The organism is Comamonas sp. B-9, from assembly GCF_000410635.1.
In the GTDB taxonomy this organism is placed as follows: Bacteria; Pseudomonadota; Gammaproteobacteria; order Burkholderiales; family Burkholderiaceae_C; genus Comamonas.
This window is the reverse complement of sequence record NZ_KE148532.1, coordinates 113,740-124,794: the sequence shown is the minus strand read 5'-3', so window position 1 is coordinate 124,794 and position 11,055 is coordinate 113,740. Positions and strand designations below refer to the sequence as shown.

Here is an 11,055-nt window from a genome sequence, read left to right as displayed (position 1 = left end):
CCAGCCAGCGCATGGCGCCGCTGGCGGCATCGAGGCCCCAGGCGCTGCCGCCCGCCAGCATGATGGCGTGCACGCGCTCGACCAGGTTGGTGGGGTGGAGCAAGTCGGTTTCGCGCGTGCCGGGTGCGGCGCCGCGCACATCAACGCCGCCCACCGCCCCGGCCTTGGCCAGGATGGCCGTGCAGCCGGTGGGACGGCGCGAGTCTGTGAAGTGGCCCACTTCGATGCCTTGCACCAAGGTGATGGAGCCGGCCGGAGCCATGGGGAGGAGGGAGGAGGACATGGCCCGATTGTGGGCCAACTGGGCTTGTTGCTGTGCAGGCAAAAGCAGCGGGCTCTCAAACAGGTGTCTGACAGCCCGAAGAGAGGGTGCGATGGAGGTGCGAGTGCCTGCCGGTCAGGGGCGGATGACGATCTGCGGGCTGATGACAATCGCATCGGGGGTGCGAGGCGCCACCAGCACCGGGGCTGCGTAGGCGGGCTGCGGCGCGGGTGCGTAATAGGCGGCCGGGCGGTCATGGCAGCGGCGCTTTTCCTTGTATTCGCCATTGCGCTTCCACTTGCGCTCGACCTGGCAGTTGCCGTCCCAGAACTGCTCCTTGTGTTCCTTGCGGTGGTGGTGGCGGTGGCCGCCACCGTGGGCCCAGCTGGCATCGGCCAGGCAGGACAGTGCCAGCGCAGTGAGCAAAGGGGTCAACAAACGGTTCATGGCAGGGGTTGGAGTTGTGGTGGATGCTGGCAGCTTAGCGGAAAATCCTGTATCAAAAGATGAGCAATGGTTGCTTTGTACATCAGCTGTTGCGGCTGTTTTGATGGTTGAAATCTATGGCGATGGCAGCTACGATTTTTCCACCTGTAAGCACCCGTTGCCGCGCTGGCGCCGGGTGCTACGTGTCATCAGGCGTTGACGGTGGTTTGCTGCTGCTCGCCTAAGCCTTCAATACCCAAACGCATCGTCTGGCCGGCTTTCAGGTAGACAGGGTTGGGCTTGATGCCCAGGCCCACGCCGGGAGGCGTGCCGGTCGAGATGATGTCGCCCGGCTGCAGGCTCATGCACTGGCTGACATAGGCGACGATCTGCGCGACCGTGAAGATCATCGTCTTGGTGTTGCCGTTTTGAAAACGCTTGCCATCCCCCTCCAGCCACATCGACAGGTTTTGTGGGTCCGGCACTTCATCGCGCGTCACCAGCCAGGGGCCAATGGGGCCAAAGGTGTCAAAGCCCTTGCCCTTGTCCCAGGTACCGCCGCGCTCGATCTGCCATTCGCGCTCGGACACATCATTGACCACGCAGTAGCCGGCTACATGCTCCAGCGCCTGCGCTTCGGTGATGTACTTGGCGGCCTTGCCGATGACCACGCCCAGCTCGACCTCCCAGTCGGTCTTGGTGGATCCGCGGGGAATTTCAACCGCATCGTTGGGGCCGCAGATGGCGCTGGTCCATTTGTTGAAGATCACCGGCTCGGTGGGGATGGCGGCGCCCGATTCAGCGGCATGGTCGGCGTAGTTGAGGCCGATGCAGATGAACTTGCCCACACGCGCCACGCAAGGGCCGATGCGGGGCTGGCCAGGCACCGCTGGCAGCGTGGCCGGATCGATCGCACGCAGGCGGGCCAGCGCGGCGTCGCCCAGGTGCGCGCCTTCGATATCGCCGAGCACGCCGGAGAGGTCGCGCAGGGTGTTGCTGCTGTCGAGCAGGCCGGGCTTTTCCTGGCCCACCGGGCCGTAACGCAGTAATTTCATGTCATCTCCAATGGATCAAATTGCATGCAGGCGCCAGTCTAGGTGCCTGCAGCTAGGGATGCTGTCGCGCAGCGGTAAAAGTGGGGGCTGGCGGGCTTTAGTTGGACCAGCCGCCATCAATCACATGGGCCTGGCCCGTGGTAAAGGCTGCCTCGTCCGAGGCCAGATAGGCCACCAGCGCGGCAATCTCTTCCGGCTTGCCGACGCGGCCCATCGGCTGGCGGGCCACAAAGGCGGCGCGCACGGCGTCCACCGAGAGGCCATCGTGCGCTGCCTGGGTGGCGATGCGCTGGCCAAGCGATGGCGAATCGACGGTGCCCGGGCAGATGGCATTGCAGCGCACGCCCCGGGTGCAGTAATCGGCAGCGATGGACTTGGTCATGCCGATGACGGCTGCCTTCGACGCACTGTAGGCAAAGCGGTTGGGCACGCCCTTGATGCTGGAGGCGGCCGAGGACATATTGATGATGCTGCCCCGGCCGCGCTGCAGCATGCCCGGCAAAAAGGCGCGGATGCTGCGGTACATGGCTTTGACATTGAGGTCAAAGGCAAAGTCCCAGTCCTCTTCGCTGCATTCGAGCACGCTGCCGGCATGCACAAAGCCCGCGCAGTTAAAGAGGATGTCGATGGGGCCGAGCACTTCGGCCAGTGTCTGGATCTGGGCGCTGTCGCGCACATCGAGCTGGCGCGCATCGAGCCCCGAGCCTGCCAGCGGGCCGATATGCAAATCGGTGGCAATCACGCGGGCGCCTTCGGCTGCCAGGCGCTCGGCGCTGGCGCGGCCAATGCCTTGCGCCGCTGCGGTCACCAGGGCCACCTTGCCTGCCAGGCGGCCGGTGGAGACGGAAGAATGGGTCATGGAGTCAGTCCTATTCATCAACTATCAACAGGCCCGGCTGCGCCGCAGGTCAGCGCAGCCGGGTGGGGGGAAAGCGCTGCGGGTTTAGAAGTGCCCGTCCTGGGCCAGCTTGGGCGGGCTGCCGGAGGCACTGGTCGCCGGGCTGGGGGATGTTGCTGTTGCCTGTGGGCGGCGGCCATACTTGCGTGCCCACATGGCCGTGAGGATGGGCACCAGGATGGCGGTCAACAGGCAGGCCGTAGCGGTGATGGCCGTGGCCGAATCGGCCATGGACTTGAGCTCGGGCACCATGGTGCCGATGATTTGCGGATTGGCGACGGCAGCACCGGCCGTGGATGAGGCGGCCAGCCCGGCCGTGCCATTGCCACCGCCGATGAACTTGTCCGCCAGGATCAGCGGAATGCCGGTGACGATGATCACGGCCACGCCGACAAAGACGCCGGTAAAGCCGCTCTTGGCGATGACGCCCAGGTCAATCGAGCAGCCCAGCGCAAAGCCGAAGAACGGAATCAGCGGATGCACGCAGCGGCCAAAGAACTCGCGCAGGTTGGCATCCAGGTTGCCCAGTGCAAAGCCGATCAGAAACGGAAGCACCGCGCCGGCAAACAAGCGCGGCTCAAACACCGCCACGCCGGTGGCGCCCAGGATCAGCATGCTGACCAGCGGGCCCGACTCGATGGAGGTGAGTACAAAGGCGCCTGCTTCCTCTTGCGTGCCGTACTGCTGCATCAGCGCGGCATAGAGGCCGCCATTGGTCATGTCCATCGCGGTGACCAAGGCCAGTACCGACAGGCCGGTGAACAGCCCTGTCTGGATACCGCCTGCGGGCAGAAAACGCGTGGCCACCATGGCAACGATCCAGGCCACCAGAATTTTGGTCAGCACCAAGGTTCCGGATTTTTTGAGCACGATGCCTGTTGCCTTGAGGTTGATCGTCGCCCCCATGCAAAAGAACCAGACCGCCAGGATGGGCACGGTGCCGGTCATCAGCCCGTTGGTGAACGAGCCAAAGTACTTGCCGGCATCCGGTGCAAAGGTGTGCACGCAGGCGCCCAGCAGCAGGGGGATCAGCATGAGCCCGCCGGGCACACGCTCAATGATTTTCTGGATTTCCATGTCTCGCTCCTCACACTTTGGTGATGAATTTGTTATCGCTTGTAGAGGTGTTGTCCGATGACTACCGAGGCAACCGGGACAGTGTTCCATAAATTCAAAATGGAAAAATAGCTGGTAAACCCTTTGTCTTTTGTCATTCATAAAAATTTACGGAACAGTGTTCTGGAAAATTAAGAATGTGTTCCAATGGTTGCCATATCTCTCGGTCAGCCCGCGTTTTGGCTGGCCGCTTTTGTACCCATTGCATTCACCAGCCATGTCCGATTCATCCCTTGCCCCAGCGCCTGTCGCTGCCCCAGCCAGCCCCCGCCACCCTTTTGATCTGCAGGGGCAGGTAGCGCTGGTGACCGGCTGCAATACCGGCATTGGCGCGGGCATTGCGGTGGCGCTGGCGCAGGCGGGGGCCGATATCGTCGGACTCAACCGCAGCGATGCCCGCCAGACGGCTGCGCAGGTGCAGGCGCTGGGGCGCAGATTTGTGCCGATACAGGCAGATCTGTCTGACACGGCGGCCATAGGCGATGTGCTGGCCCAGGTGCTGGCGGCCTGCGGGCAGGTCGATATCCTGGTGAACAATGCCGGCATCATTCGCCGAGCGGATGCCTTGGACTTCAGCGAAGAGGACTGGGATGCGGTGATGAACACCAACCTCAAAAGCCTGTTCTTTCTATCGCAGGCTGTGGCGCGCCATATGCTGGACTGTGCCGCGCAGCAAGGTGCGCAGTGGCGTGGCGGCAAGATCATCCATATCGCATCGCTGCTGTCGTTCCAGGGAGGGGTGCGTGTGCCGTCATACACCGCAGCCAAGAGCGGCGTGCTGGGTTTGACCCGGCTGATGGCCAATGAATGGGCCGGCAAGGGCATCAATGTGAATGCGATCGCGCCCGGCTATATCGAGACCAACAACACCGAGGCGCTGCGCCAGGACGCAGGCCGAGCCGGCGAGATCCTGCAGCGCATCCCCGCGGGCCGCTGGGGGCAGCCTGCGGACCTGGGTGGTGCGGCGGTATTTTTGGCCTCCAGCGCGGCCGACTATGTGCATGGCCATACCCTGGCTGTCGATGGCGGCTGGCTGGCCCGATAATCGAGGCCATCCACCACAGCCCAACACAGAAGGACGGACCGATGAGCGAGAGCCCCGCAGCCATGGACAAGACCGACACCGTCGCCGCGGTGGAGAAAGCCTTTGCCATTCTGGAATGCCTGGGCAACCAGCGCGATGTCAGCGTGACCGCGCTGGCCCAGCAGCTGGCGCTGTCCAAGTCCTCCGTGCACCGGCTGCTGCAAACCTTGAAGGCCCTGGGCTATGTGGCGCAGGATGGCGAGTCCGAGCTGTACCGTGCCACCTTGCGGCTGTTTGAGCTGGGCGGCAAGGCGCTGGAGAACACCGACCTGGTGCGCGAGGCCGATGAGGAAATGCGGCGCCTGGGCGCGCTCACCCGGGAGACCATCCACCTGGGCGCGCTCGATGAGGACGCGATCATCTACATCCACAAGATCGAATCGGATTTTGGGCTGCGCATGCAGTCACGCATTGGCCGGCGCAAGCCCTTGCACAGCACCGCCATTGGCAAGGTGCTGCTGGCCTTTATGCCGGCCGAGCAGGCGCGCGAGTTGCTGTCGTCGCAGCCGCTCAAGCTGTTCACGCCCCGCACCCTGAGCTCTGTCGATGCCGTGATGGACATCCTGCCCCGTGTGCGTGCGCAGGAGGTGGCCGAAGACGACGAGGAGGCCGAACCCGGCCTACGCTGCATTGCGGTGCCCGTGTTTGACCGCTTTGGCCATGTGATTGCCGCGCTGTCGGTGTCCTTTCCGGTCATGCGCTGCGGCGCCGATACGCCGCACTACTACCGCAGCTTGCTGAAAACCGCCAGTGCGGCGATCTCGCAAAAGATGGGCTGGCATGCGCCGCACATTGCCAAAGATGCGAAAGATGCAGAAGGCGAGCCGATCAGCACGGGAGACGCGCCGCTGTAACGCGGCTCGCGCTGCTTGGGTTCAGCCGGGCACCAAGCGGGTATCAAGCTGGCATCAGGCAGATGCCAGCACAAAATCGCCAGGCGCATAGCGCGCGCTGGTATCCATGCGTACCTGGCGCAGCGCAGCCGTTTGCTGGTACGCGTCGTACAGCCCCTCGGCGGCATAGTTGATCAACAGGCTGCGGCGGTGCGCGCCGCTGGGGTTGAGGCTGGCGGCATGCAGCAAGTCGACATCGAACACCAGAATATCGCCGGCCTGGCCAGAGATCTGAATCGCCTGCGATTCGTCATGCTCGCCGCGCGCCGCTTCTTCGGCGTTGGGGCGGTGGCTGGCCGGAATCAAGCGGGTAGCGCCATTGTCCGGCCCAAAGTCATCCAAAAACGCCAGCGCGCCCACGGTATCGCCCGGGCGCTGGTTGGACAGATCGCGGTGCAGGCGCTGGTAGCCGCCGCCTCCAATGGGCTCGCGCCCTTCCACTTGCGACAGAAAAAAGCGCTCGCCAATCAGCACGCCCGCTGCGGCCAATAGCTGCGGCAGCTGGCACACGGCGAGTATCTGGGGGTTGTCATCGACCAGTGCATGGCGCCAATCCCAGCCCCGGGGCACGGGCCAGTGGCTGGTGATACCCGCATCAAAGGCCTCGCGCAAACCTGGCAGCCAGTCGGCCGGAATGGCCTGGCGCAGCAGCGCATAGCCGTTGTGCTGGAGCTGTTCGCGCGGGCCCATGGTTTGCCTTTCAAGCTGCGGTTGGGGTGAGGGCGGATGAGGTGCAACGGGCAGTATAGCCAGCGGCGGTAGGGAGACCGGCGTAGATCAGCAGCCTGCATGGCAGTGGTGGCTGGTGACGGCTGCTAGATTGCGGACATTTCTGTCCGATATGTTTTGCATCTCGGCCTGATTGTCTTGCTGCGGCAATCGCTGCACCATGGCGGCTGTCGTTTTTCACCCGCCAGCGGCCTATTGGCCTGCGCGGGTTTGTACAGGACCTTCGCGTAGCGCCATGGCAGATTCTTCTTCGCTTTCTTCTCACCCATCCCCCCATCTTGAACCCAGCTGCCCACCCCAGAGCAGCGGCCTGCCGCTGGCATCGCTGCTGGCGCTTGCGCTGGCGGGCTTTGTCACCATCCTGACGGAGGCCTTGCCCGCCGGTTTGCTGCCGCAGATCAGTGCCGGGCTGGGCGTGTCGCAGGCGATGGCGGGGCAACTGGTCAGCCTGTATGCGATCGGCTCCTTGGTGGCGGCGATACCGCTGACGGCAGCCACCCAGCGCATGCGCCGCAAGCCCTTGCTGCTGGCGGCATTGGCCGGTTTTGTGCTGGCCAACAGCATCACCACGGTGTCGGGCAGCTATGCGCTCACCTTGCTGGCGCGCTTTGTCGCCGGGGTGGCGGCAGGCCTGCTCTGGGCCTTGCTGGCCGGTTATGCCACCCGCATGGTGCCGCCCCACCAAAGCGGGCGCGCCATCGCGATTGCGATGCTGGGCGCGCCGCTGGCGCTTTCGCTGGGCCTGCCGCTGGGCACCTGGATGGGCCAGCACCTGGGCTGGCGCCTGTGCTTTGCCAGCATGAGTGTGCTGGCGCTGCTGCTGATGGCCTGGGTGCAGCTGCGCCTGCCCGATTTTGCCGGCCAGCCCGCTGGCCAAGCCTTCGGATTGGGCCAGGTCTTCCGCCTGCCAGGGGTGCGGCCGGTGCTGCTGGTGGTGCTGGCCTATGTGCTGGCGCACAACCTGCTCTACACCTATATCGCGCCCTTGCTGGCCCCTGCCAACCTGGGCGCGCAGATCGACCGGGTGCTGCTGGTGTTTGGGCTGATGTCGGTGCTCAGCATCTGGATCACCGGCCTGCTGATTGACCGCCATCTGCGCGCGCTGAGTTTGGCGAGCACGGGGCTGTTTCTGTTGGGCGCTGTGCTGCTGGCGCTGGCGATGGAGCTACCCGCTGCCGTTTACCTGGCCGTGGCCGTCTGGGGCCTGGGCTTTGGTGGGCTGCCGCCGCTGCTGCAAACGGCCTTGGCCAAGAACGCAGGGCCGGCAGCCGATGTGGCGCAGTCGATGCTGGTGACCTCTTGGAACCTGGCCATTGCCGGGGGCGGCATGGCCGGTGGTGTATTGCTGGCCCAGTGGGGTGTGGCGGCCTTCTCGCCAGCAGTAGTCATGCTGATGCTGCTGAGCCTGGCGGTCGTGCTGCTGGCCAAGCGCCATGGCTTTGCAGCGGCCCAGCCCTGACAGCGCTACATATGGAAAAAGGCGCTGAGATGTGACACTCAGCGCCTGGATTTTTAGAGCCTGAACCGGCTTAGAAGCTGGCCGTCAAAGTCGCAAAGAAACGGCGGCCGGGCAGGTAGAAATTGTTGCCCACATCGCGGTTGCCGCTGGCATTGCGGTCAAACAGGTTCTTCACGCCGGCGTTGATGCGCAGCGCCTGGTTGATGCGGTAGTTGGCAGCCAGGTCGTACAGCACATAGCTGTTCTGGATGCGCTGCTCGCCAAAGTTGGAGTTGTCGGCCAGGCGCTGGGCCAGGCCCATTTGCTTGCCCACCAGCTCGGCGCCCAGGCTCAGGCCCAGGGCAGTATTCACCTGCCAATCCAGCACCGAGGAGCCGCTCCATTTGGAGACGGTGGTCAGCGCCACGCCGGTGGTCTTGTTCTCGGCCTTGAGCATATGGGTCAGGCTGTTGTTCCAGCTGATGCTGCGGCTCAGCGGCACGCGCAGATTGGCTTCCAGCCCGCGCGTGATGGCCGCGTCGATGTTCACATACTGGGCCCAGTAGTTGGTTCCGCCCGGCAAGTAGCCAATGCCTTGCGAGTCGATCTTGTCCTTGAAATCGGTGTTGAAGAAGGTCAGGCCCGCTTGCCAGCCTTCATGCTCCCAGGCGGCGCCCAGCTCCCAGTTCTGCGAGGTCTCGGGCTTGAGGTCGGAGTTGCCGCGGATGCTGCAACCGCCACCGGTGTAGCCGGCAAAGCCGCAGCCCGCGCCTTGGGACTGGCTCACAAAGTTCTCGTTCGACTGGCGCAGGTTGGGCGCGCGGAAACCTTCGGAGTAGCCGCCACGCAAGGTCCAGGCAGCCGTCGGGTGGTAGACCAGGTAGGCACGCGGGCTGACGTGCGAGCCGTAATCGTCATGGCGGTCACCGCGCAGGCCCAGGGTCAGGGTCAGGTTGTCGCGCAAAAAGATCTGGTCTTCGACAAACAAGGCCTGCGACTTGGCCTGCTTGTAGCTGAGGCCGACCACGCCCGCCTCATTGGCGACCGAGCCCACCGAGTTCGGGTTGTCCAGCTCTTGGCGCTGCCACTGCGCGCCCACGGTCAGCATCTGGTCAAAGCCCCATTTGAAGGGCATGGTCACCGAGCCGTCGAGGATCAGGTCTTCCGAGACCGAATGCGTGCTGTAGGTCTGGGTGGCAGTGCCGCCGGGCACGGGCACAAACTGGCCGTTTTCAATCCGGGGCGCGGTCGTTTCGTTGCTGTACTTGCTGTGGCTGAGCGAGAGCTTGGACGTACCAAAGCTGTACTTGCCCTGGTGGGTCAGGCTGGTGCTTTCGCGCTCCATGTTGGAGGGGCCACGGGTGGTGGCAGCCGCCGCAAAGCCGCCCGGGTTGCTGGTAGAGGGCGAGGGGCCACCCAGGGTCTTCCACTCGGCGCGCTGCACATCCAGGCTCAGCTTGTGGCTGTCGTTGATGTCCCAATCGAGGCGCGCGCCCAGCGACTGGCGCTTGGCGCCTTCCCGCCCGCCACCCCAGCGGAAGGCGGTGGTGCCGTCTTCCAGGCCACTGTCGGCCTGGCGGTAGGTTTGCTGGCCATTGAGCTGCAGCTTGAAGCCCTTGCCCAGTGGGCCGCTGATGTTGAAGCCACCGCTGTAGTCATTGCCACGGATGGATTCGGGATTGATCTCGGCACCGGCCGAGACCTGGCCGCTCCATGTATCGCCGCCTTTTTTGGTGATGATGTTGATCACGCCGCCCATTGCGTCCGAGCCGTAGAGCGAGGACATGGGGCCGCGCACCACTTCGATGCGCTCGATCGCCTCGGGCGCAATCCAGTTGAGCTCATTGCGGGTGTAGCGGTCAAAGGTCTCGCTGGAGCTGCCTACGCGCACGCCATCGACCAGGATCAGGGTGTACTGCTGGGGCAGGCCGCGAATCTGGATGCTGGTGCCGCCATCGGGCGTGGTGGCTTGCGTGAGGCCCGGCACGCGGCGCAGCACCTCGTTCAAATCCGTGGCTGGCACGCGCGCTATGTCTTCGGCGGTCAGCACCGTCAAGCTGGCCGGCGCGTCCTTGACAGCCGTGGCCGTCGCAGCCGCCGTCACGGTGATCGTGTCCAGCGTGGTGCCGGGCTCCGTGTTGCTTTGCGCCGATGCGGCCGATGACAGGCACAGGCCTGCGGCCAGCGCAATGGGAAGAAGGGGGAATGAAGCAGCGGGATGGGACATGACAACAAACAAGGGCAGTAAGACGGCCTGCAGGCGGCGCAGCCCTGGGCAAAGCCGGGCGGACCAAAGGTATGCAGAGCGGAGCTGGCTGGCGTGGAAGCGGCGCAGAGCCGATCACGTTGGCTGGGTGAGCAAATGAATTCGCAATCAGAATCATTTGCGATGCATGTGGCTGGTGTTTGCCTGTTTGTGTCAGTTTGTGACTGGCTGAGTGGGCTCCTCAGTCATTTGTGAGTGCGTATTCAGAGTGACTGGTCAATGCAGGACTCTGCAAAGTCCATCGAGTACTTATTTATCTTGGGAATATTCTCAGTTAGCGCTCATTCTGCTCGGCGTGAGTATGGAACGACTGGAAGTCGGCATTGAGCGCGCTGTCGATCGTTGTATATTGGCGATGCTATAAATTTTGCCCTCGCCAAGGCTATCCATTTTTAAACCAAACAACCTTCTAATTAAAACAGCAATGCCCCCGTTTTCTCTAAGAAACTTATTGGCCGTGACTTGCGTGGTGAGCTTAGTCGTTGGATGTGCACCGAGTAAAACGCGTCAAGCCGAAACAGCGGATGCAGTAACAATTTCTCAAGTCAGGGTTAGTACAAACAATACAAGCAGAGAGTGCGAATGGCAGACGCATTCTGAGCTAGACCTCAAGAACAAGTTTGCTGTGCAAGTTGGAGCGTTCGGCAGCAGAGGTGAGGCTATCGCCAAATGTAGCTACGTTGTTGGTGCAGGATTTAAGCCGATTTTCTTCGGTACTAGAGAATTGATGAGTGGCCTGGAGATCACGCGGCTTCGGATTGGTCCATTCACGAACCGCAGTGATGCAGAACTGGTTGCTGATCAGGCTAAGAAGCTTGGGCTACCAGCTACAGTCATACGACTCCAGTAGAGCCAAGGATTTGCCTGTGTTAGCTTTGGTTTACAGAA

The 11,055-nt window shown here is 63.1% G+C and carries 12 protein-coding genes; 5 read left to right on the top strand and 7 right to left on the bottom strand.

Annotated features, from left to right (window positions below; genetic code table 11):
- Positions 1-283 (bottom strand): P1 family peptidase (locus H928_RS26635; RefSeq protein ID WP_239644900.1); only part of this gene is annotated, 283 nt, incomplete at its 3' end.
- 114 nt (positions 284-397) lie between these two features.
- The gene (locus tag H928_RS0107310; protein WP_021025910.1) at positions 398-709 is read right to left on the bottom strand and encodes a hypothetical protein; all 312 of its coding nucleotides are present in this window, start codon (positions 707-709) and stop codon (positions 398-400) included.
- On the opposite strand from H928_RS0107310, the gene H928_RS31430 reads away from it, so the two are divergent.
- Positions 708-908, top strand: coding sequence for a hypothetical protein (locus H928_RS31430; RefSeq protein WP_148293081.1), 201 nt, complete (start codon positions 708-710; stop codon positions 906-908). The two genes, H928_RS0107310 and H928_RS31430, sit on opposite strands and share 2 nt — an antisense overlap.
- Here H928_RS31430 and H928_RS0107305 read toward each other — a convergent pair.
- The 3 genes from H928_RS0107305 to kdgT all read right to left on the bottom strand — a co-directional run bounded on the left by H928_RS0107305 (position 898) and on the right by kdgT (position 3,718).
- Positions 898-1,743 (bottom strand): ureidoglycolate lyase, encoded by an 846-nt coding sequence (locus H928_RS0107305; protein ID WP_021025909.1) that lies wholly within the window; start codon positions 1,741-1,743, stop codon positions 898-900. The genes H928_RS31430 and H928_RS0107305 overlap by 11 nt on opposite strands.
- 97 nt (positions 1,744-1,840) lie before the next feature.
- The gene (locus H928_RS0107300; protein ID WP_021025908.1) at positions 1,841-2,602 is read right to left on the bottom strand and encodes an SDR family oxidoreductase; all 762 of its coding nucleotides are present in this window, start codon (positions 2,600-2,602) and stop codon (positions 1,841-1,843) included.
- A gap of 84 nt (positions 2,603-2,686) precedes the next feature.
- Positions 2,687-3,718, bottom strand: coding sequence for a 2-keto-3-deoxygluconate transporter (kdgT, locus tag H928_RS0107295; RefSeq protein ID WP_021025907.1), 1,032 nt, complete (start codon positions 3,716-3,718; stop codon positions 2,687-2,689).
- Positions 3,719-3,974: 256 nt separating this feature from the next.
- Here kdgT and kduD point away from each other — a divergent pair, with 256 nt between their 5' ends.
- Complete coding sequence (gene kduD / locus H928_RS0107290) at positions 3,975-4,802, top strand: 2-dehydro-3-deoxy-D-gluconate 5-dehydrogenase KduD (protein ID WP_021025906.1); 828 nt, start codon at positions 3,975-3,977, stop codon at positions 4,800-4,802.
- A 41-nt stretch (positions 4,803-4,843) separates the two neighbouring features.
- Entirely contained in the window at positions 4,844-5,695 is an 852-nt protein-coding gene (kdgR, locus tag H928_RS26630; protein ID WP_021025905.1) for a DNA-binding transcriptional regulator KdgR, read from the top strand.
- A gap of 54 nt (positions 5,696-5,749) precedes the next feature.
- Here kdgR and H928_RS0107280 read toward each other — a convergent pair whose 3' ends face one another.
- Positions 5,750-6,424, bottom strand: coding sequence for a phytanoyl-CoA dioxygenase family protein (locus tag H928_RS0107280; RefSeq protein WP_021025904.1), 675 nt, complete (start codon positions 6,422-6,424; stop codon positions 5,750-5,752).
- Positions 6,425-6,698: 274 nt separating this feature from the next.
- On the opposite strand from H928_RS0107280, the gene H928_RS0107275 reads away from it, so the two are divergent.
- Positions 6,699-7,922 carry an MFS transporter gene (locus H928_RS0107275; RefSeq protein WP_021025903.1) on the top strand — a complete coding sequence of 408 codons (1,224 nt, stop codon included), beginning with the start codon at positions 6,699-6,701 and terminating at the stop codon, positions 7,920-7,922.
- A 70-nt stretch (positions 7,923-7,992) separates the two neighbouring features.
- On the opposite strand, the gene H928_RS0107270 is transcribed toward H928_RS0107275, so the two are convergent.
- On the bottom strand, positions 7,993-10,128 hold the full coding sequence (locus H928_RS0107270; RefSeq protein ID WP_027010659.1) for a TonB-dependent receptor domain-containing protein: 2,136 nt from the start codon (positions 10,126-10,128) through the stop codon (positions 7,993-7,995).
- Positions 10,129-10,591: 463 nt separating this feature from the next.
- Between H928_RS0107270 and H928_RS34035 the strand changes: the two genes are divergently transcribed.
- Positions 10,592-11,017: an SPOR domain-containing protein gene (locus tag H928_RS34035; protein WP_084635728.1), complete on the top strand. Its 426-nt coding sequence runs from the start codon at positions 10,592-10,594 to the stop codon at positions 11,015-11,017.
- Positions 11,018-11,055 lie beyond the last annotated feature (38 nt).